Raw genomic sequence first — 19,054 nt, 5'->3', positions numbered from 1 at the left:
TGGGGAGGGGTTGGGGAGGGGTATCGACGCGAGCCGATTTCGCGAGAGTCAGGTAGATTCTGCTACTGCCCGGAATTGATCACCCGGCCATCGGTGTCGAAGCGGTGCATGCCGCCGATCACCGGGGTGGCGTGTACGACGTCGTCGGCCGCATAGCGGTGTTCGCCGAACAGCCGCACCGTGAGCGGTCCGACCTCATCGGATTCGAGATAGACGATGGTGTCGGCGCCGAGATGCTCGACATGGATCACCTTCGCCTTCCAGTCGCCGCCGTCGCGCGACAGGCCGATATGCTCGGGACGGATGCCGACCGTCTTTGCCTCACCGTCGCCGAACCTGTCGCCGTCGATGAAATTCATCTGCGGCGAGCCGATGAAGCCGGCGACGAAGAGATTGGCGGGACGGTTGTAGAGTTCCATCGGCGAGCCGACCTGCTCGATGCGGCCCCCGTTCAGGACGACGATCTTGTCGGCGAGCGTCATCGCCTCGACCTGGTCGTGGGTGACATAGATCATCGTTGCCTGAAGGCTGCGATGCAGCCGGGCGATTTCCAGCCGCGTATTGACGCGCAGCGCCGCGTCGAGGTTCGACAAGGGCTCGTCGAAGAGGAAGAGCTTCGGTTCGCGCACGATGGCGCGGCCGATCGCGACGCGCTGGCGCTGCCCGCCGGAAAGCTCGGCGGGGCGGCGCGCAAGATAGGGTTCCAGCGACAGCATGCCGGCCGCCTTGCCGACCTTCTCCTCAATCTCGGGTTTCGGCACGCCGGCCTGTTTCAGCCCGAGGCCCATATTGTCCTTTACCGTCAGGTGCGGATAGAGCGCATAGGACTGGAAGACCATGGCGATGCCGCGCTTGGCGGGTGCGACATGGCCGACTTCGACGCCGTCGATCTGCACGCTGCCGGAGGTCGCGTCCTCGAGGCCGGCAATGGTCCGGAGGAGGGTGGACTTTCCGCAGCCGGAGGGGCCGACGAAGATGACGAATTCGCCGTCCTTCACCTCGAGGTCGATGCCCTTCAGCACCTCATGGCCGCCATAGGCCTTGCGGATGGATTTGAGTTGCAGTGATCCCACGTGTCGCCCTCTTGGGTTAAAGCTTGACCGGCTTGCCGGTGCGAACGCTTTCGTCCGCCGCCAGGCAGATGCGGAGCGACTGCACCGCATCGTCCATGTGCCGGTCGAGATTGATGTTTTCGCGAATGGCCTTGAGCACGAAGGCCTGCTCGCGGTCGCAGAGGTCCTGATGGCCCGGCTCGCCTTCCATCTCAAGGTCCTCGTCGGGCTTGACAAAACGCCCCTCCGGACCGGTCGCCGCGCTGTGCAGGCGGATGACGGCGGTCTTGGTGTGCACGTCGATGTCGTCGGACTTGGCGCCCTGGTCCATGACGATCGAGACCGATCCGTTCGGCGAGATCACGTCCTTCACGAAGAAGGCGGTCTCGGAGATCATCGGCCCCCAGCCGGCCTCGTACCAGCCGACCGAGCCGTCCTCGAAGATCACCTGCAGGTGGCCGTAATTGTACATGTCGGCGGCGATCTCGTTCGAGAGCCTCAGGCCCATGCCGCGCACCTCGACGGGTTTGGCGTCGGTGATCTGGCACATAACGTCGACATAGTGGACGCCGCAATCGACGATCGGCGCGGTCGTCTGCATCAGCGACTTGTGCGTCGCCCAGGTTTGCCCGCTCGACTGCTGGTTCAGGTTCATGCGGAACACATAGGGCGGACCCAGCTTGCGCGCCTCGCCGATCAGCCGCATCCAGGACGGATGGTGGCGCAGGATATAGCCGATGATGAGCTTGCGGCCGTTGGCCCGGGCGCAGGCGACGACGCGTTCCGCGTCGGCGACGGTCGTTGCCAACGGCTTCTCGACGAAGACATGGCAGCCGGCCTCCATCGCCGTCACCGCATAGGCCGCGTGGCTGTCCGAATAGGTGTTGATCGAGCAGAGCTCCGGCCGGAGTTCGAGCAGCGCCTCCGGAAAGGAAGGCAGGATCCCGTAGCCGGAAAGTGCCTCCGGCAGCGCGACCTTCGAGCGGTTGACGAGGCCGGCGATCTCGAAGCCCGGGTTCTCGTGATAGGCAAGCGCATGGCTGCGTCCCATATTGCCGAGACCGGCGACAAGCACGCGGATCGGATTTGCGGAAGAACTCATTTGACCGCTCCTGCCGTGATGCCGCGGATCAGCTGCCGCGAGAAGATGACGTAGAGGACGAGCACCGGGAAGATTGCCAGCGACAGGGCCGAAAGAACCGCGTTCCAGTTGGTGACGAACTGCCCGATGAAGATCTGCGAGCCGAGCGTCACGGTCTTCGTCGTTTCGGCCGGCGCCAGGATCAGCGGGAACCACAAGTCGTTCCAGATCGGGATCATCGTGAAGACGGCCACCGTCGCCATGGCCGGCCGCACCAGCGGCAGCACCAGCCGGAAGAAGATCGCGTATTCCGACAGCCCGTCGATGCGGCCGGCGTTCTTCAGGTCGTCCGAGACCGTGCGCATGAATTCCGACAGGATGAAGACGGCAAGCGGCAGGCCCTGCGCCGTATAGACGAGGATCAGCGCCGTCAGCGTGTTGACGAGGTTCGTCGCCACCATGCCCTGCAGGATCGCCACGGTGCCTAGCCGGATCGGGATCATGATGCCGAGCGCCAGATAGAGGCCCATCAGCGTGTTGCCGCGGAACCGGTATTCGGAGAGAGCGAAGGCGGCCATGGCACCGAACAGCAGCACGAGAGCGATCGATACGACGGTTACGACGACGCTGTTCTGGAAATAGCCGACGAAGTCACCCTGCTTCAGCACCGTCTCGTAGCCGATCAGGCTGAAGCTCTCGGGCGTCGGGAAGGCGAGCGGCTCGCGGAAGATCGCGTTGCGGCTCTTGAACGAGTTGGCGATCGTCAGGAACACCGGGAACAGCGCCACAAGCGTATAGGCGATCAACGCGAAATGGACGGCGCCGGTCCGGGCGAACGAGGTTCTTGCTTTCGACATCCTGGTCTCCCCTCAGAACTGGTAGCGGCGCATGCGGCGCTGGATGGCGAAGAGATAGAGCGACACGCCGGCCAGGATGATCAGGAACATGATCGCTGCGATCGTCGCGCCCATCGACCGGTCGCCGAGCTGGAGCTGGAACCCGAAGAAGGTGCGGTAGAGCAGCGTGCCGAGAATGTCCGTCGACTTGTCCGGGCCGGCCAGCGCCCCCTGCACCGTGTAGATCAGGTCGAAGGCGTTGAAGTTGCCGACGAAGGTCAGGATCGAGATGATGCCGATCGCCGGCAGGATCAGCGGCAGCTTGATCTTCCAGAACTGGCTCCAGCCGGTGACGCCGTCGAGTTCGGCCGCCTCGATCACTTCGTCGGGAATGTTGAGCAGGGCCGCATAGATCAGCATCATCGGGATGCCGACATATTGCCAGACCGAGATCAGCGAGACGGCGATCAGCGCTGAATCGGGCCTGCCGAGCCAGGGCGCGAACAGCCACTTTAGGCCGACGAGGTCCATGAGAAAGGGCGCCACGCCCCAGATCGGCGAGAGGATCAGCTTCCAGATGAAGCCGACGATGACGAAGGACAAGAGCGTCGGCAGGAAGATCCACGTCCGGTAGAAGGCGCTGAAGCGCAGCTTCGGGATCGACAGCATGGCGGCGAGCGCGATGCCGATCGGGTTCTGCACCACCATGTGGATCAGGAAGAAGACGAAGTTGTTCCTGAGCGCGTTCCAGAAGTCCGCCGCCCAGCGGGGGTCGCCGAACAGCACCTTGAAATTGCTGAGGCCCACGAAGCCATACTGGCCGTCGACGGTGTTGTAGAAGGACTGCCGCAGCGTCTCGATCAGCGGCAGGATCATCACCGCCGTGTAGACGATCAGAGCCGGCAGCAGAAAGACGAGGATATGCCAGCGGCGAGGGCGCTTGAGCGCGCCGGCGTCCATTGTGGTTTCGTGTGGTTTCATCGGCCTCTGGCCCGCTTTTTCAAGAGCCGTCGCCATTGGCACAGCCCGATTTTCGCTCGAATCGTCGCCGTCCTTCGCGCGTCATGGCGCGCGCTCAAGGACATCGTCGGCACAGCCGCGTTCCGATCCGCCCGGCCTGGCGCCGGTGCTTACCGCGGCGTCGCTCCCCCCACGAAAATGTTTCGCGCGGGGCATAGGTGCGGCGCCAGGGTTGGCGCCGCACGCGGCTCGATCTTATTTTGCCGGCTTGAACCAGCTGTCGAGACCGTCCTGCAGCTTCTTGGCGGCCACTTCCGGCGTGTCGGTGCCGTTGATCACGTTGGCCGATTCCAGCCAGGTCTCGTTCTCTAGGTTCGGCGTGCCGCGCGACAGAATCTGATAGGTCGAGCGGATCGTCGACTTGCACTTCTCACGCCAGGAGACGAATTCCTGCGCCAGCGGATCGGTCATCTTCACGGCGGTCGAGTTCAGGCTGAAGAAGCCGGGCAGGGCGTTTGCGTAGATCTCCGCGAATTCCGGCGAAGCGACCCAGGTCAGGAAGGTCTTGCCGGCTTCGGCGTTCGGGCTCTTGGCGTTGAGGCCGATGCCAATGTCGGTGTGGTCGGAGATGTAGCAGGTATCGCCGGCCTTCTTCACCGGCGGCGGGAAGGCGCCCATCTTGAACTGCGCCTGGGTGTTGAAGCCGGTGATTTCCCAAGAGCCGGCCGGGTAGATCGCGGCGCGGCCGAGCGTGAAGAGGTTCTGGCTGTCCGGATAGGTCTGGGCCTCAAAGCCGTCACCAAGGTAATCCTTCCACTTGGCGATTACGCGGTACGGTTCGACCCATGGCTCATCGGTCAGCTTCTGCTCGCCCTTGATCAGCGCCAGACGGCCTTCCTCACCCTTCCAGTAGGCCGGGCCGATATTCTGGTAGCCCATGGTCGCGGCTTCCCAGAGGTCCTTCGTGCCCATTGCCATCGGGATATAGTTGCCGTCGGCCTTGATCTTCTCAAGAACGGCAAAGAACTCTTCCTCGGTCGTCGGCACGGAAAGCTTGAGCTGGTCGAAGGCGTCCTTGTTGTAGATGAAGCCGTGGATGACCGAGGCCATCGGCACGCAGAAGGTCGACTTGCCGTCATCGGTCGTCCAGGCGGACTTCGCTACGTCGGAGAAGTTTTCCATGCCCGGCAAGCTGGTCAGGTCGGCGAGGTGCTTCCTATTGTAGACTTCGAGCGAAGGGTCGAACGGGCGGCAGGTGATGAGGTCGCCGGCGGAGCCGGCATCAAGCTTGGCGTTGAGCGCGGCATTGTATTCGGTCGGCGCGGAAGGCGAGAAGACGACCTTGATGCCCGGGTTCTTGGCCTCGAAGGCGGGGATCAGCTTTTCCTGCCAGATCGCCAGGTCGTCATTGCGCCAGCTCTCGATCGTGAGCGTCACGTCCTGGGCATGCGCAAGCCCGGCCGAGCCGAGAATGCTCGATGCGAGCAGCAAGCCTTTGATTGTCGTACGGGTCATTCAGGTTCTCCCTCTTATAAGCGCCCAGCGGCGCGGTTTTGGATCCCAGTTTCATTCGCCCGAGGCGATCGCCATCGCCCGGCGCAAATTCTGATCGGCCTTCTCAAGCGCGGCTTCGGCGGCGGTCACGTCCTTGGCTCCCGATGCCAGCAAGATGGCCAGCTTGACTGAACCGGCGGCGGCGCTGATGAGCCTGCCGGCTTCGGCGGCGGTAACGCCGGTAATGTCCGAGACGATCCGGATGGCGCGGCCGCGCAGCTTGATATTGTCGGCGCGCAGGTTGACCATGTAGCCGTCGAGCACGTGGCCGAGGTGGATGCCGATCAGGGTCGAGAACATGTTGAAGGCGATCTTCTGTGCCGTGCCGGCGCCCATGCGCGTCGAGCCGGATATAACCTCCGGCGGCGTCTGGAGCAGGATCGCGACATCGGCGTCTTCGAAGAGCGGTGCGGCGGGATTGTTGGCCATGGTAATGACTTTCGCACCGCGTTTCCTGGCCTCTGCCGCGGCGGCGAGCGCATAGGGGGTCGAGCCGCTGGCCGAGACGGAAATCAGGCAGTCGCCCGCTTGGAGGCCAGCGCTTTCGACGTCGGCGCGCGCCAGATCCATGTCGTCCTCGTAGCCGCCGGCGAGATCGCTGAGGCTTGCGGTTCCACCGGCAAGAAGGACCACAATCTGATCCTGGGCGATGCCGTAGGTGCCGGGGAGCTCCAACGCATCCGCCATCGCCATCAGGCCGGAACTTCCGGCGCCCGCATAGGCGAGCTTGCCGCCGGCGGAAAGCGCGTCCGCGGCAATGGCCGCTGCGGCCGAGATCGCTTCGATTGCCCCGTCGACGGATTTCGCTGCAGCCTGCTGGCCGGAGGCGAGCAGCCGAAGCGCAAGCGCCGGATGCATCACATCCAGGCCTTTGGCTTTGTCGTGGCGCTCTTCGGTCTTGGCTGCCGGCATCGTTGTTCTCCTCTTTTTCCAAATTAATGCCAAAAAAATACCAATTGTCTAGAAGAAATTTAACTTTTGGCTAAACAAAAACAACGCGACCAGAATTACGCAAATTTTTTCAATAGTTTATATGAAATGCACCATGCCGGCTCGAATCGCGCTTGGTTAATGGTATTTTTTTGGTATGTTAGATGGCGGAGGTGCCCATGACATCCTATCTGATCGGAATTGATGGCGGCGGAACGAGCTGCCGGGCGGCGGTCGCCGGTCCGGACGGTCGTATTCTCGGCCGCGGCAAATCTGGCGCCGCCAATATTCTCACGGATCCCGAAACGGCGCTGCAGAATATTGCCGATGCGGCGCGGGCCGCCTTCGAGGATGCGGGCCTCGATCCGGCCGGCATGGGCTCGGCGCACGCCATCCTCGGCGTAGCGGGCCACAATGTCGGCGACGCCGTCCATTATGTGAAGCGTCGGCTGCCCTTCGCGGCGGCCGATATCGAATCGGACGGCCTGATCGCGCTCCAGGGCGCCCTTGGTGATAGGGACGGTGCCGTCGCCATTCTCGGAACGGGCACGATCTACATCTCCCGTCAGGGCGACGCGGTCGGCTATATCGGTGGATGGGGCTTTACCATCGGCGACCACGGCAGCGGTGCCCGCATCGGCCATGCCCTGCTGCAGGAGAGCCTGCTTGCCTATGACGGAATTCATCTCGCCTCGCCGGTAACGGACTCCGTGCTGGCGGAGTTCAACAACGATCCCCGCGACGTCGTCGATTTCGCGCGGCTGGCGAAACCCGGCGAGTTCGGTCGCTACGCCCCGCGTGTCTTCGACCATGCGGGGCGCGGCGATCCGGTCGCGGTGCGCTTGTTGAAGGCGGCCGCGATTACCGTGGATGAGGCGCTCGACGTGGTGGTCTCCCGCGGCAGCCGGACGATCTGCCTGCTCGGAGGGCTGGCGCCGCTCTATCGCCCCTGGCTCGCCGAACGGCATCAGGCGCTCTTCGTCGAGGCGGAAGCCGATGCGCTCTCCGGCGCGGTTGCGCTTGCCGCGGCCCGCTTCGGGGCCCGGCCGGGGGCCGTCGCATGAACCAGCAGCTCGCCACCATCCTGCCGCTCGAAAGCCTCCAGTCGGGAGGTGCGGGTCCGCTTTACCTAAAACTCCGGCAATCGCTTGAAGAGGCGATCCTGTCGGGCAAGCTCAATCATGGCGATGCGCTGCCCGCCGAGCGCGACCTCGCCGACTATGCCAATGTCAGCCGCGTCACGGTCCGCAAGGCCGTCGACGATCTCGTGCGCGACGGCCTGCTGGTGCGCCGCCACGGCTCCGGCACCTTCGTCGTCCGCCCTGTCTCGCGCGTCGAGCAGTCGCTGTCGCGGCTCACCTCCTTCACCGAGGACATGGCGCGGCGCGGCCTCAACACCCGCGCCGAATGGCTGGAGCGGGGGCTTTTCCATCCGTCGCCCGACGAGATGATGACGCTCGGCCTTCCGGCCGATGCGCTGGTCGCGCGTCTCGGCCGCCTGCGCATCGCCGACGACATGCCGCTTGCGATCGAGCGCGCCTGCGTTTCGGCGGAGTTCGTGCCCGATCCGCTTGCGGTCACCTCATCGCTCTATTCCGCACTCGAGAAATCGCATGCCCGGCCGGTCCGCGCCGTGCAGCGCATCTCCGCCTGCAACATCAAGAACCCCGATGCGACGATGCTCGGCGTCGCGGTTGGTGCGGCCGGCCTGTCGATCGAGCGCGTCTCCTATCTCGCTTCGGGGCGCGTCGTGGAATTCACCCGCTCGCTCTACCGGGGCGACACCTATGATTTTGTCGCGGAGCTGACGATTCCGGAAAGCTGACCGCCGGAGGGTGCGGTTTCCCGCCCGCGTCCCGCTCACGCCTGTTTACGAAAGGACCTGACGATGCAGACCAATATGCGGCGCGAGATCGACGAGATTCCCGAGGCCGCCGCGAGATTGCTCGACCGCTCGGCCACGGCACTTGCCGCCGCTGGCGCGGCGCTGCGCGCCAAGGATCCGGCCTTTCTGGTGACCATCGCCCGCGGTTCCTCCGACCATGCGGCGCTGTTCCTGAAATATGCGATCGAACTACAGGCCGGTCGTCCGGTCGCCTCGCTTGGGCCCTCGCTGGCCTCGATCTACGGCGCCGAGCTGAAGCTTGGCGGTGCCGCGGCAATCGCCATCTCGCAATCCGGCAAGAGCCCCGACATCGTGGCGATGGCCGAGGCCGCAACCCGGGCCGGCGCCGTCTCGATCGCGCTGACGAACACCTTGCCTTCGCCGATCGCGGAAGCCTGCAGCCATCCGCTCGACATTCTCGCCGGCCCCGAACTCGCCGTCGCCGCGACCAAATCCTATGTTAACTCCATCGTCGCGGGCTTGGCTGTCCTCGGCGAATGGACCGGCGACGCGGGCCTGAAGCGCGCTGTCGCCGATCTGCCCAATCAGTTCGCAAAAGCGGTGAAGCTCAATTGGCAGGATTTCGCTGCCGACCTCGGCGAGGTAGAATCGCTCTATGTGCTGGGCCGCGGCCCGGCGCTGGCGATCGCCAGCGAAGCGGCGCTGAAATTCAAGGAGACGTCCGGCATGCATGCCGAGGCCTATTCCGCGGCGGAAGTGCTGCACGGGCCGGTGGCGTTGGTCGGGGCCCGTTTCCCGGTCCTGGTGCTCGCCGCCCGCGACGCCGCCGAGGCCTCGGTCACCGAGATCGCCGACGGCATGAGCGCCAAGGGCGCGGTGGTGCATGCCACCTCGGCCCGGGCACAGAAGGCCAAGCGCCTGCCCTTCGTCGAGACCGGCCACCCGATCACCGACGCGCTGGCGCTGATCCTGCCGTTCTACGGCTTCGTCGAAGCCTGGTCGCGCTCGCGCGGTCTCAACCCGGATGCACCGGCGAGCCTGAAGAAGGTAACGGAGACACGATGACTGCGAGGAAGAAGATCACCGGAGCGCGGATTTTCGACGGCATCGACTGGCACGACGGCGCCGCGCTTATCGTCGAGGCGGGGCACGTCAAGGGGATCGTTCCGGCCGGTGTCGCTGCCGGCGAGGCGGAGACGGTCGACGCGCGCGGCCTGCTTCTCGTGCCAGGCTTCATCGACCTGCAGGTCAACGGCGGCGGCGGCGCCCTGCTCAACGAGCAGCCGACCCTCGACGGCATCCGGCAGATCTGCGCGGCGCACGCCAAATTCGGCACGACGGCGCTGCTGCCGACGCTGATCACCGACACGCGGGAGGTCCGCGCCAAGGCCATCGATGCCGGACTCGCGGCCAAGGCTGCCGCCGTGCCAGGCTTCCTCGGCCTGCACCTCGAAGGCCCGCATCTCTCGGTCGCCCGCAAGGGAGCCCACGACCCGGCGCTCATCCGCCCGATGGAGGACGCCGATCTCGCCGAGATGCTCGCTTGCGCGAAGGCGCTCGGCTCCCTGATGGTCACCGTCGCTCCGGAAAATGCGACGAAGGAGCAGGTGCGGGCGCTAGCCGCTGCCGGCGCCGTCGTCAGCCTCGGCCATACGGATGTCGGCTTCGAGACGGCCTGCGCCTATGCGAGAGCCGGTGCGCGGACCGTTACGCATCTCTTCAACGCGATGAGCGGTCTCGGCCACCGCGAACCGGGCGTCGTCGGTGCCGCGCTTGCCACCGGCACGCTGCATGCCGGCCTGATTGCCGACGGCTTCCATGTCGATCCGGCGTCGATGGGCATTGCGCTGCGCGGCAAGCAGGGGCCGGGGCAGATCTTCCTGGTCACCGACGCGATGTCGCCGATCGGCACCGATATGGTGAGCTTCTTCCTGAACGGCCGCGAGATCCTGCGCAAGGACGGCCGCCTGACGCTTGCCGACGGCACGCTCGCCGGCGCCGATATCGACATGCTCTCCTCCGTCCGCTTCGTGCACGAGAAGCTCGGCCTGCCGATCGAGGAGGCGATCCGCATGGCCTCCGCCTATCCGGCCGATGTGATGGGTATCGCCTCGCACAAGGGCCGGCTCCTGCCCGGCACCGACGCCGATTTCGTGCTGCTCACGCCGGAGCTCGGCATGAAGTCGACCTGGATTGGGGGTGAAGTTGTCTTTCGCGCATAGCGCGGAACTCGATCAGATTGCAAAGGCGATTTTGGCCCCCCCTCTGCCCGGCAGGGCAGAGGGGGGATGTTCGCTGGGCACCTTGCCAGATGCTCGCCGCAACTATCCAGCTAGATCTAATTTCTCTCTAGGCCGCGAAGGCTCCGAGCCTCGCCTTCAGCGCACTGACGGTTGCCGCATCCGTGCGGCGTCGTTCGGGGGGTGCAAAGCCCATCTCGACCACCTTCGCATCATTAGCCGGCTCGCGAATTGAGCAAGAGGAATGAACCTCGGTGACGCGCAGCTTTGGCAAGATCTGACCGATCGTATGCACGGTGACGCCGGATCCGGGCAGGATCGAAAGCCGACCGTCAGCCAGTTCCACCAACCGGGCCAGCATATCGACCGCTTCCGGCGCAGTCTTGGCGCCGCCCGAGGTCAGGATGCGCTCGAAGCCGAGCTCCGCTGCATTCTCGATCGCCTCGGCGAAATCCGGCACAAGGTCGAAAGCGCGGTGCAGCGTCCGTCCCAGCCCAGCGGCTTGGCCGATGAGTTCACCGAGCACCTGCGCGTCGAGCCGGCCGTCGGCAAGCGATGCGCCGAGCACGACGCCGGCGAGCCCGGCGGCGCGCGCTGCATCGATGTCGCGGCGCATGATGTCGAGTTCGTCGACATTGAAGACGAAGTCGCCGGGGCGCGGGCGGATCATCGCATAAGCCGGCACCGGTGCGCGGCCGGCAAGCGCCATCAGGCCGGCGCTCGGGGTCAGGCCGCCGACCGCAAGCGCCGAGCAGAGTTCGATGCGATCGGCGCCGCCCTCGACCGCGGCCGCCAGACCTTCGGCGTCGTCGACGCAGACCTCGAGCAGGATGCGGCTCATCGGCCGTTCCCTCCGAAACCGAGTAGGGCGGCGCCGATCAGTCCCGGCTCCACCCGACATTCGCCGCGCACCACCAGCGGTCTTTCGAAGCGGCGGAGGCTGCGCTCACGCACCGCCCGGTCGATCTCGACCAGCAGTGCCTCGGAATTGGAAAGACCACCGCCGACCGGCACGATCGTTGCACCGGTAATGTTGATGACGAGCGCCAGCGGCGCGCTGACGAGGTCGACGAAGATGTCGATGGTCCGCGCCGCCTCGGTCTCTTCGCCCTGCCAGGCCGCGATGATTTCGCGGCTGGAAAGCGACCTGCCGTGGATCGTCTCGTGGAGCCGCTCGAGCCCGCGCGCGCCGCCGACCGTATCGACGCAGCCGCGCTGGCCGCAACCGCAGTCGAAGGTCGGGATGGCGATGGGCGGGTGCCCGGCCAAAGTTGCGGCAACGGGGCCGTGTCCCCATTCGCCGGCAAAGCCGCCATCGGCATTGACCAGCCTGCCGTCCACCACCAGGCCGCCGCCGACCCCGGTGCCGAGGATCGCTCCGAAGACGATGCGATGGCCGCGTCCGGCGCCGATCCCGGCTTCCGCCAGCGCGAAGCAATCGGCATCATTGGCGACGACCACGGGCAGATGCAGGGCCGTCTCGAGCTCGGCAGCCAGTTCACGCCCGTCGATGCAGGGAATGTTGGCGCATTTGATGCGCCGTGTTTCGGGGTCGATGACTCCGGTGATCGAGATGGCGACCCGGTCGGGCAGGCCGCCCGCCTCGTCGAGCACCGATTCCATGGTTTCGACGAAACGGCGAAAATCGGTAAGCGGCGTCGTCCGGCGGGGCAGCGGGAAGATCCGCTCCGGCGAATGGGTGATGGCACCCTTGATCGCCGATCCGCCGATATCGAAGCAGACGATCATGCCTCGCCTCGGATGAGCGCCTCAAGGGCGAGTGCGGCGGAAAGCAGCCGGTCGTCCTGGTGGTGCGGTGCGGAGATGAGGAAGCCGACCGGCATACCGGCGGCGCCTGCGCCGCAGGGAATGGAAACGCCGCAAAAATCGAGGAAGTTGCCGATCGACGTGTTGCGCAGCGTCTTGGCATTGACCTTGAAAAACAGATCGTCGTCGGCCAGCAGCGGATCGATTGGCGGCGCCACATGCGGCACTGTCGGATGCGCGATCAGTTCGCCAGGCTTCAAGCTCTCGACGGTCTCGTGGATCAGCCGGTCGCGGGCATCGAGAAGGGCGATATAGTCGCTGACGGTGATCTTTTCGCCAAGGCGGGTGCGGACGACGACGCGCGGATCCATCCTGTCGGCATCGGGTCCGCCAAGCCGCTCGCGGTGCAGCGCATAGGCTTCGGCGGTCACCAATGCACCATGGCGGGCAATCAGGTCGAAGATCACGGCGAAGCTCGGAAAGGCCTGGCGCCGCACCCGGACGCCTGCTGCTGCGAGCCTCTTGACCGCCGTCTCGAAAGCGGCGACGACCTCGGCCTCCGCCTCGTCGAAGACGATCGTTTCGGGAATGACGAGCGAAAGATCGGCAAGCTCGGCGCGGCGGATCACCGGTGCCGTCAGGCTGTGCATGGCGGCATCCGCCCAGACGGCGTCCTGCACCGTATGGCACAGAGGGCCGAGCGAATCGAGGCTCTGGGCAAGCGGAAAGACGCCCTTCATCGTGTATCGGCCGCGCGTCGCCTTGTAGCCGACGATGCCGGTCATCGCCGCCGGAATGCGCACCGAACCGCCGGTGTCGGTGCCGATCGCCAGCGGCACGAGCCCGGCGGCGACTGCGGCAGCCGAGCCGGAGGAGGAGCCGCCGGGAATGCGGTGCACGTCCGTCGACGCTGGATTGCGGGGCGTGCCGTAATGAGGATTGACGCCGAGGCCGGAAAAGGCGAACTCGCTCATATTGGTGCGGCCGACGCTGACCATGCCTACACTGCGAAGCGCCGCAACAACGGCTGCGTCGGCAGAAGCCGGGGGATTGTCCTTCAGCACCACGGAGCCGGCGGTGGTGACGCTGCTCGCCATGTCGAAGAGGTCCTTCCAGGCGACCGGCAGGCCGTCTAGTAACCCGAAGGAGCGGCCGGCCTTGATCCGTTCCGAGGCGGCCTTCGCCTCCCGCTCGGCGCGCGCGCGCGTCAGCCCGACGAAGATCGACTGGTCGGCATGGCTTTCGATCCGCGTCAGCGTGTCGTCGGTGAGCGCGACCGGATCCAATTGTCCCGATTGCACGAGAACGGCAAGGCTCGCGAGCGTCTTGTGGTGGGTCATGTCTTTCCCCTGGCCTGTCGTCGGGTCCGGTGTAGCGGACCGAGCTTGTTTTTCTGCTTCTAGCATATCGCCGTGCACTGCGTTTGCCAGCGCCAGATTCTTAGGTGCAATGCCAGAGAGCACGGGGCAAGTGCCTTGCCGACGCCCGTCCGGCTGCCTACATCGGTCCCACTTGTCCCTTACGGAGATCCATGATGATTCTCGACACGGCGCGGCTCGCCTTCGCCAATCTCTTTGCTTCGGAGACGCGTGCGGTTTTCTGGAAGGTCATCGGGCTCACGCTGCTGGCGCTCGTCGCCCTCTGGTTCGCGCTGCGCGAGTTGTTCGCCTGGCTGGCGCTGCCCTGGATCGACGTATTGATGCCCGGCACGCCGGAATGGGCCGGCTGGATCACCTTCGTCGTCGGCATTTTCGCCAGCCTGGGCCTCGCGCTCGCCTTGGCGCTGCTGCTCGCCCCGGTGACGGCGCTGATCGCCGGCTTCTTCCTCGACGATGTCGCCGAGGTGGTCGAGAAGCGCGACTATCCGGCCGAGCCGCCAGGGACCCCGCTGCCGCTCGCCGAGGCGGTGGTGAGCTCGATGAAATTCCTCGGCGTCGTCATTCTTGGCAACATCCTCGCGCTCTTTCTGCTGCTCGTGCCGGGCGTCAACCTCATCGCCTTCTTCCTCGTCAACGGCTATCTGCTCGGGCGCGAATTCTTCGAGTTCGCCGCCATGCGGCACCGCTCGCCGGCCGAGGCGCGGCTCTTCCGCGTCAAGCACCGCGGCACGGTGTTTCTCGCCGGCCTCGTCGTCGCGGCTTTCCTGGCCGTGCCGTTCATCAATCTGCTGACGCCGCTCTTTGCTGCCGGCATGATGGTGCACTTGCACAAGCGGCTTTCGGCGCGCGATCCCGGCTTTTCCGCCGTGAACCCGGTTGCCGCCGGGGCACGCGGCTGACCGCTGTCGCTTGACGGCACCGCCAGGCTGATTTCAGAAAGAGGCCGATTTCAGAAAGAGATGGAGAAGCGCATGAGCGACATGGAGAGCCGGATCGTCGGTTTGGAGGAGATGGTGGCGCATCAGGCGAAGACCATCGAGGAGCTTTCCGACCAGCTGGCCGAGCAGTGGAAGGTGGTCGAGCAGACGCGCGCCAAGCTCGACCGGCTGACCGAACGGTTCCTGAGCCTCGAGGAACAGGCCCAAGAGGCGACTCCGGTGACGCGGCCGCCGCATTTTTGATTCGCGGCAGCAAAAAGCCGCCGGCTCCTTCGAACCGGCGGCTCCTGTCGTCAGACCGTGCCGATCAATACGGGCAGGTCTCGTCCGTCATGTAGTCGTGCACCTGCACCTTGCCGGAGATGATGTCGGCCTTCACCTTTTCGACCGCATCGAGCATTTCCGGCGTGATCAGCGGCTTGTTGTGCTCGTCGAGCGCGTAGCCGACGCCGTCTTCCTTGAGGCCGAGATTGGAGATGCCGAATTCGAACTTGTCGTCCTTGGCCGCCGTGAAGGCGTCGTAGACGGCGACGTCGACGCGCTTCAGCATCGAGGTCAGCACCTTACCCGGCTGCAGCATGTTCTGGTTGGAGTCGACGCCGATGCCGAGCTTGCCCGCATCCGCTGCCGCCTGCAATACGCCGACGCCGGTGCCGCCGGCAGCGTGATAGACGACGTCCGCGCCCTGGTCGATCTGCGACTTGGCGATTTCACCGCCCTTGACCGGATCGTTCCAGGCGTCCGGCGTCGTGCCCGTATAGGCTTCGAGCACCTTGACGTCCCCGCCTACCGATTTGGCGCCGCCGACATAGCCGCAGGCGAATTTGTGGATCAGCGGAATGTCCATGCCGCCGACGAAGCTGACGGTCTTCGACTTGGAGGCGAGGCCGGCGAGCACGCCGACGAGATAGGAGCCTTCCTGTTCCTTGAAGACGATCGATTTGACGTTCGGCTTTTCGACCACCATGTCGATGATGGCGAATTTCGTATCCGGATATTCCGCGGCGATCTTCTCGAGCGATGCGGCCCAGTTGAAGCCGGCCATGACGATCGGGCTATTGCCGTCGCTGGCGAAGCGGCGCAGTGCCTGTTCGCGCTGGGCGTCATTGGCGATCTCGAATTCGCGGTATTCGATGCCCGACTCGGCCTTGAACTTCTCGGCGCCGTTGAAGGCCGCCTCGTTGAAGGATTTGTCGAACTTGCCGCCGAGGTCGTAGATGAGCGCCGGCTTGGTGTCGGCGGCCAGCGCCGTCGCCGACATCATTGAGAAAGCAAAGAGACCGAGAATGGTTTTTTTCATCTTGCAGCCCTGTTGTCGCAATTGGATCTTTTTCGGGTTTTCCGGCGGCAGGCATGGGCCTTCTCCGCGGAACCCGCCCCTCTTCTATTTAAGGCTTGGGTGGCCGCATCCTTGCACGGCTTCTCTCAAAAAAACATCCGAAATTTTTCAGATGGTAAAAAAGCCGCCGGCGCCTTGCGGAGAGCCGGCGGAGGGCGCAGATGGACGTGGATTTGCTTCAGCCGATCGGGCAGCTGACGCCGGTGCCGCGTAGGCCGCAATAGCCGTCGGGGTTCTTGGCGAGGTATTGCTGGTGGTAATCCTCGGCGAAGTAGAAGGGCCCCGCCATCGCTATCTCCGTGGTGATCTCGCGGCCGTGATTGAAGGCGTTGAGTGCCCTCTTGAAGGCATTGCGGGCCGCGTTCGCCTCGGCAAGCTGCGCTTCGTCAAAGACATAGACCGCCGAGCGATAGGTCGTGCCGATATCATTGCCCTGCCGCATGCCCTGGGTCGGATCGTGCTCCTCGAAAAAGGTCTTGAGCAGGCGGGCAAGCGACACTTTTTCGGGATCGTAGACGACCAGCACGACCTCGGCATGGCCGGTCAGCCCCGTCGTCGTCTCCTGGTAGGTCGGGTTCGGCGTCAGCCCGCCGGCATAGCCGACTGCGGTCACGTAGATGCCGGGGATCTGCCAGAACAGCCGCTCGGCGCCCCAGAAGCAGCCCATGCCGAAGAGCACCTTCTTCATGCCGTCCGGATAGGGGCCCTTGAGCGGCCGGCCGGAAACGAAGTGCGTCGCAGCGGTCGGGATTTCTTCGGCGCGGCCGGGAAGCGCGGTTTCGGCGTCCGGCAGGATGGTCTTCTTGTTGAACATGTCGATCAGAAACATCTGCGGCTCCTTTCGATGCACCGAAAGCGTTGAGCGGGGCTGGCGGTCTCAGGCCGCAAAGCGACCGGCGGCCGGCTTCTTCTTGTATCCCGCCATCCACAGCAGGAGCGCGATGACAAGGAAGACGGCGAAGGCCGGCTGCATGAAGACCCAGTGCAGGGCGGTCAGCCAGATGGCGGGTCCCGCATCGGTTCGCTGCAGCGATTGCACCCAGTTGAGCGCGTCGGAACCGAGCAGAGCGATCCCTTCCGCAAGCGGCGTCAGCACCGGCTCGGAAGCCGCCACCGACTGGATCGAATCGACCGTGCCCGCAAGCACGGCGGCCGTCAGCGCAGCAAAGCTCGCAAACCGCAGCAAGAGCCGCATTCACCCTCCTCGGTCGGGTCCCGACCCCTGCGCCTGTCGACCGTCATGAGCCGTGCCTCGACAGCGCTGTGCGCCTCTTGATGCGAGACCGATTCACGCTTTGGCGCGGCTTGCCAAGAGAGATAGGCGCGCCGCGGGCCAAGCGCAATGGCGGACCGCGCCACAACATCTCACCCAATGTCAACAATCTGTCAGAAAGCAGTTGATCCGGCGCCAATCATCGGTATATATCGCGCCCGTCCGCCGGTTTTGCCGGCAGTAGCCGGACTGACCAGCGGCTGCAGACGGATGGACAGGTGGCCGAGTGGTTGAAGGCGCACGCCTGGAACGCGTGTATACGTGAAAGCGTATCGAGGGTTCGAATCCCTCTCTGTCCGCCATTAGTCCCTCCCAAGGTTTCCGACAGATACTCACAAGGCCTTGCTCTGCGGGCTTTTCTCATGCGTTGTGTTTCCCATCGGTTCCCATCAGTAGCGACCGCTACCCGCGCCTTTGTGGGTATTTCTGTGGGTACCAAGATCGGAAAATGTGGGTATCGAGCGCATGAGTGCTTTAACGGACAAGCAGATCAAAAACGCCAAAAAGGCGGATAAGGATTACAAGCTTGCCGATGGCGGCGGGCTCAATCTGTTCGTCCTTGCCACCGGCACGAAGTCCTGGCGGCTGCGGTACCGCTTCGACGGCAAGGAGAAGACGCTCGTCATCGGCAACTATCCGGGCGTGTCTCTCGCTGACGCTCGAGCCGAGCGGGAAGCCGCGAAAGAGACCCTCAAATCCGGGCGCGATCCCCACGTCGTCAAGAAGGTCGAAAAAGGCGATCGGCAAGCAGAAGGCGGCCGAGACATTTGAAGTTCTCGCTCGCGAGCGGCACGCACTGCAGAAGCCGCATTGGGTTGAGAAACACGCTGCCGACGTGCTCGAGTCCCTCGAAAAGGATGTATTCCCGATCATTGGCAAACTGCCAATCCGTGACATCGATGCGCCGAGGTGCTCGGCGTTCTTCGCCTCGTCGAGCAGCGTGACGCAAAGGAAACGGCGCGACGAATCCGGCAGCGGATTTCGGCTATCTTCATCTACGGCATTGCTTCTGGCCGAGCCAGCGAGGATCCGGCAGCCGTCGTGCGTGGCGCCATGGCTCCGATGAAGAAGGGGCGGCAGCCGGCCATAACCAACCTAAAGAAAGCGCGTGAGATGCTGCTGGCTGCATGGAAGACGCCGTCGCATCCCGTGACCAAACTTGGCCTGCGCCTGCTGACGCTCACAGCCGTTCGCCCGGGCACATTGATCTCGACCCCATGGGCAGAGCTGAACGACGTGGACGTGGACGATGCGGTTTGGGTTATTCCCGCGGCGAGAATGAAGTTGCTGCTGCAGCACAAGGACGACGAGACGCGCGACCATCTTGTCCCGCTGTCGCACCAGGCGAAGGAGACAATCGCAGTGCTCCGCGCCCTCACCGGCAGAGGCCCATTTGTGCTCCCGAACGGCAGGCACGCGCATAAGCCGATGTCCGAGAATGCGCTCGGCTATCTACTCAACAGGTCCGGCTACCACCACAAACACGTGCCGCACGGCTTCCGCTCGACGTTTTCGACCATCATGAACGAGCGTCACCCCACCGATCGGTAGGTCATCGACCTGATGCTGGCGCACACGCCAAAGGACAAGGTGGAGGGAGCCTATAACCGTGCGGAACACCTCGAGCGTCGCAAAGAGCTCGCCCAGCTCTGGGCCGACGTGATCTTGAAGGATATGCCCTCGGCCGAGGAACTGCTTGCAGGGCCGAGGAAGAACCTCAAGGAAGTACAGACTGTATTTTCGGAGTGAAGAGCCAACGACGAGGATGACGGGGCGGCCACCACGAGCCAAGCTTGCGGCCGCGCCACTCCTTAGAGCGTTTCATTGCTTGACTGAATCTGATGGGATTCCCTGCAGGT

21 protein-coding genes, 1 tRNA gene and 1 pseudogene are annotated in these 19,054 nt (G+C 64.5%); 11 read left to right on the top strand and 12 right to left on the bottom strand.

Annotated features, from left to right (window positions below; translation table 11 throughout):
* Positions 1-62: 62 nt before the first annotated feature.
* The 6 genes from N181_RS21025 to N181_RS21000 all read right to left on the bottom strand — a co-directional run bounded on the left by N181_RS21025 (position 63) and on the right by N181_RS21000 (position 6,395).
* Entirely contained in the window at positions 63-1,073 is a 1,011-nt protein-coding gene (locus N181_RS21025; RefSeq protein WP_014330564.1) for an ABC transporter ATP-binding protein, read from the bottom strand.
* A 16-nt stretch (positions 1,074-1,089) separates the two neighbouring features.
* Positions 1,090-2,154, bottom strand: a complete 1,065-nt coding sequence (locus tag N181_RS21020) for a Gfo/Idh/MocA family protein (protein WP_037400500.1) — start codon at positions 2,152-2,154, stop codon at positions 1,090-1,092.
* Entirely contained in the window at positions 2,151-2,990 is an 840-nt protein-coding gene (locus tag N181_RS21015; protein WP_014330566.1) for a carbohydrate ABC transporter permease, read from the bottom strand. The genes N181_RS21020 and N181_RS21015 overlap by 4 nt, the downstream gene beginning before the upstream one ends.
* A 12-nt stretch (positions 2,991-3,002) precedes the next feature.
* Positions 3,003-3,950, bottom strand: coding sequence for a carbohydrate ABC transporter permease (locus tag N181_RS21010; RefSeq protein WP_060563866.1), 948 nt, complete (start codon positions 3,948-3,950; stop codon positions 3,003-3,005).
* Positions 3,951-4,184: 234 nt separating this feature from the next.
* Positions 4,185-5,444, bottom strand: a complete 1,260-nt coding sequence (locus tag N181_RS21005) for an ABC transporter substrate-binding protein (RefSeq protein WP_014330568.1) — start codon at positions 5,442-5,444, stop codon at positions 4,185-4,187.
* Positions 5,445-5,495: 51 nt separating this feature from the next.
* The gene (locus N181_RS21000) at positions 5,496-6,395 is read right to left on the bottom strand and encodes an N-acetylmuramic acid 6-phosphate etherase (protein ID WP_037400505.1); all 900 of its coding nucleotides are present in this window, start codon (positions 6,393-6,395) and stop codon (positions 5,496-5,498) included.
* Between the two features lie 197 nt (positions 6,396-6,592).
* Between N181_RS21000 and N181_RS20995 the strand changes: the two genes are divergently transcribed.
* The 4 genes from N181_RS20995 (at position 6,593) to nagA (ending at position 10,481) form a co-directional block, all read left to right on the top strand.
* Positions 6,593-7,477: a glucosamine kinase nucleotide-binding domain-containing protein gene (locus tag N181_RS20995; protein WP_037400508.1), complete on the top strand. Its 885-nt coding sequence runs from the start codon at positions 6,593-6,595 to the stop codon at positions 7,475-7,477.
* Entirely contained in the window at positions 7,474-8,238 is a 765-nt protein-coding gene (locus N181_RS20990) for a GntR family transcriptional regulator (RefSeq protein WP_014330571.1), read from the top strand. Before N181_RS20995 ends, N181_RS20990 begins: the two co-directional genes overlap by 4 nt.
* Positions 8,239-8,301: 63 nt before the next feature.
* The gene (locus N181_RS20985; protein WP_037400509.1) at positions 8,302-9,324 is read left to right on the top strand and encodes an SIS domain-containing protein; all 1,023 of its coding nucleotides are present in this window, start codon (positions 8,302-8,304) and stop codon (positions 9,322-9,324) included.
* Positions 9,321-10,481, top strand: a complete 1,161-nt coding sequence (gene nagA, locus N181_RS20980; RefSeq protein WP_037400512.1) for an N-acetylglucosamine-6-phosphate deacetylase — start codon at positions 9,321-9,323, stop codon at positions 10,479-10,481. The genes N181_RS20985 and nagA overlap by 4 nt, the downstream gene beginning before the upstream one ends.
* Positions 10,482-10,608: 127 nt before the next feature.
* Here the strand turns inward: nagA and N181_RS20975 are convergent, their stop codons facing one another.
* Genes N181_RS20975 through N181_RS20965 form a run of 3 tightly spaced genes read right to left on the bottom strand, consistent with a single transcriptional unit; the run spans position 10,609 to position 13,606 of the window.
* Complete coding sequence (locus tag N181_RS20975; protein WP_037432693.1) at positions 10,609-11,340, bottom strand: copper homeostasis protein CutC; 732 nt, start codon at positions 11,338-11,340, stop codon at positions 10,609-10,611.
* Positions 11,337-12,248, bottom strand: coding sequence for an ROK family protein (locus N181_RS20970; RefSeq protein ID WP_037400516.1), 912 nt, complete (start codon positions 12,246-12,248; stop codon positions 11,337-11,339). The genes N181_RS20975 and N181_RS20970 overlap by 4 nt, the downstream gene beginning before the upstream one ends.
* Positions 12,245-13,606, bottom strand: coding sequence for an amidase (locus tag N181_RS20965; protein WP_037432695.1), 1,362 nt, complete (start codon positions 13,604-13,606; stop codon positions 12,245-12,247). The genes N181_RS20970 and N181_RS20965 overlap by 4 nt, the downstream gene beginning before the upstream one ends.
* 194 nt (positions 13,607-13,800) lie before the next feature.
* Here N181_RS20965 and N181_RS20960 point away from each other — a divergent pair, with 194 nt between their 5' ends.
* Complete coding sequence (locus N181_RS20960; RefSeq protein ID WP_037400525.1) at positions 13,801-14,544, top strand: sulfate transporter family protein; 744 nt, start codon at positions 13,801-13,803, stop codon at positions 14,542-14,544.
* A gap of 72 nt (positions 14,545-14,616) precedes the next feature.
* On the top strand, positions 14,617-14,826 hold the full coding sequence (locus N181_RS20955; RefSeq protein WP_014330577.1) for a SlyX family protein: 210 nt from the start codon (positions 14,617-14,619) through the stop codon (positions 14,824-14,826).
* A gap of 64 nt (positions 14,827-14,890) precedes the next feature.
* Here the strand turns inward: N181_RS20955 and N181_RS20950 are convergent, their stop codons facing one another.
* From N181_RS20950 to N181_RS20940, 3 genes are all read right to left on the bottom strand, one after another.
* On the bottom strand, positions 14,891-15,883 hold the full coding sequence (locus N181_RS20950; RefSeq protein WP_014330578.1) for a BMP family lipoprotein: 993 nt from the start codon (positions 15,881-15,883) through the stop codon (positions 14,891-14,893).
* 217 nt (positions 15,884-16,100) lie between these two features.
* Positions 16,101-16,751: a peptide-methionine (S)-S-oxide reductase MsrA gene (gene msrA, locus N181_RS20945; protein ID WP_014330579.1), complete on the bottom strand. Its 651-nt coding sequence runs from the start codon at positions 16,749-16,751 to the stop codon at positions 16,101-16,103.
* Positions 16,752-16,799: 48 nt separating this feature from the next.
* Complete coding sequence (locus N181_RS20940) at positions 16,800-17,117, bottom strand: hypothetical protein (RefSeq protein ID WP_014330580.1); 318 nt, start codon at positions 17,115-17,117, stop codon at positions 16,800-16,802.
* Positions 17,118-17,407: 290 nt separating this feature from the next.
* On the opposite strand from N181_RS20940, the gene N181_RS20935 reads away from it, so the two are divergent.
* The 5 genes and pseudogenes from N181_RS20935 (at position 17,408) to N181_RS34910 (ending at position 18,944) form a co-directional block, all read left to right on the top strand.
* Positions 17,408-17,497: transfer RNA gene (locus N181_RS20935), tRNA-Ser, on the top strand.
* A 163-nt stretch (positions 17,498-17,660) separates the two neighbouring features.
* Positions 17,661-17,966: an Arm DNA-binding domain-containing protein gene (locus tag N181_RS34920; protein ID WP_014330581.1), complete on the top strand. Its 306-nt coding sequence runs from the start codon at positions 17,661-17,663 to the stop codon at positions 17,964-17,966.
* Positions 17,848-18,188, top strand: a pseudogene (locus N181_RS35570) (tyrosine-type recombinase/integrase); the annotation flags it as partial. The gene N181_RS34920 and the pseudogene N181_RS35570, both read left to right, overlap by 119 nt.
* A 60-nt stretch (positions 18,189-18,248) precedes the next feature.
* Positions 18,249-18,746: a tyrosine-type recombinase/integrase gene (locus tag N181_RS34915; RefSeq protein ID WP_422636246.1), complete on the top strand. Its 498-nt coding sequence runs from the start codon at positions 18,249-18,251 to the stop codon at positions 18,744-18,746.
* Positions 18,747-18,758: 12 nt separating this feature from the next.
* Positions 18,759-18,944, top strand: coding sequence for a putative prophage CPS-53 integrase (locus tag N181_RS34910; protein ID WP_014330583.1), 186 nt, complete (start codon positions 18,759-18,761; stop codon positions 18,942-18,944).
* The last annotated feature ends 110 nt before the right edge of the window (positions 18,945-19,054 follow it).

This window comes from Sinorhizobium fredii USDA 205, assembly GCF_001461695.1.
Taxonomy (GTDB): domain Bacteria; phylum Pseudomonadota; class Alphaproteobacteria; order Rhizobiales; family Rhizobiaceae; genus Sinorhizobium; species Sinorhizobium fredii.
Note: the sequence above shows the minus strand (reverse complement) of the source record. Positions and strands in the feature narration are given on the sequence as shown.

Bases quoted from the DNA above. Each gene is read 5' to 3' on its own strand.
- N181_RS20985 (WP_037400509.1), top strand. From the start codon at position 8,302: ATGCAGACCAATATGCGGCGCGAGATCGACGAGATTCCCGAGGCCGCC.
- N181_RS21020 (WP_037400500.1), bottom strand. From the start codon at position 2,154: ATGAGTTCTTCCGCAAATCCGATCCGCGTGCTTGTCGCCGGTCTCGGC.
- N181_RS20975 (WP_037432693.1), bottom strand. From the start codon at position 11,340: ATGAGCCGCATCCTGCTCGAGGTCTGCGTCGACGACGCCGAAGGTCTG.
- N181_RS20950 (WP_014330578.1), bottom strand. From the start codon at position 15,883: ATGAAAAAAACCATTCTCGGTCTCTTTGCTTTCTCAATGATGTCGGCG.
- N181_RS21005 (WP_014330568.1), bottom strand. From the start codon at position 5,444: ATGACCCGTACGACAATCAAAGGCTTGCTGCTCGCATCGAGCATTCTC.
- N181_RS21000 (WP_037400505.1), bottom strand. From the start codon at position 6,395: ATGCCGGCAGCCAAGACCGAAGAGCGCCACGACAAAGCCAAAGGCCTG.
- N181_RS20955 (WP_014330577.1), top strand. From the start codon at position 14,617: ATGAGCGACATGGAGAGCCGGATCGTCGGTTTGGAGGAGATGGTGGCG.
- N181_RS21010 (WP_060563866.1), bottom strand. From the start codon at position 3,950: ATGAAACCACACGAAACCACAATGGACGCCGGCGCGCTCAAGCGCCCT.
- N181_RS20960 (WP_037400525.1), top strand. From the start codon at position 13,801: ATGATTCTCGACACGGCGCGGCTCGCCTTCGCCAATCTCTTTGCTTCG.
- N181_RS20940 (WP_014330580.1), bottom strand. From the start codon at position 17,117: ATGCGGCTCTTGCTGCGGTTTGCGAGCTTTGCTGCGCTGACGGCCGCC.
- N181_RS34915 (WP_422636246.1), top strand. From the start codon at position 18,249: ATGGCTCCGATGAAGAAGGGGCGGCAGCCGGCCATAACCAACCTAAAG.
- N181_RS20990 (WP_014330571.1), top strand. From the start codon at position 7,474: ATGAACCAGCAGCTCGCCACCATCCTGCCGCTCGAAAGCCTCCAGTCG.
- nagA (WP_037400512.1), top strand. From the start codon at position 9,321: ATGACTGCGAGGAAGAAGATCACCGGAGCGCGGATTTTCGACGGCATC.
- N181_RS20995 (WP_037400508.1), top strand. From the start codon at position 6,593: ATGACATCCTATCTGATCGGAATTGATGGCGGCGGAACGAGCTGCCGG.
- N181_RS20970 (WP_037400516.1), bottom strand. From the start codon at position 12,248: ATGATCGTCTGCTTCGATATCGGCGGATCGGCGATCAAGGGTGCCATC.
- N181_RS21015 (WP_014330566.1), bottom strand. From the start codon at position 2,990: ATGTCGAAAGCAAGAACCTCGTTCGCCCGGACCGGCGCCGTCCATTTC.
- N181_RS34920 (WP_014330581.1), top strand. From the start codon at position 17,661: ATGAGTGCTTTAACGGACAAGCAGATCAAAAACGCCAAAAAGGCGGAT.
- msrA (WP_014330579.1), bottom strand. From the start codon at position 16,751: ATGTTTCTGATCGACATGTTCAACAAGAAGACCATCCTGCCGGACGCC.
- N181_RS34910 (WP_014330583.1), top strand. From the start codon at position 18,759: ATGCTGGCGCACACGCCAAAGGACAAGGTGGAGGGAGCCTATAACCGT.
- N181_RS20965 (WP_037432695.1), bottom strand. From the start codon at position 13,606: ATGACCCACCACAAGACGCTCGCGAGCCTTGCCGTTCTCGTGCAATCG.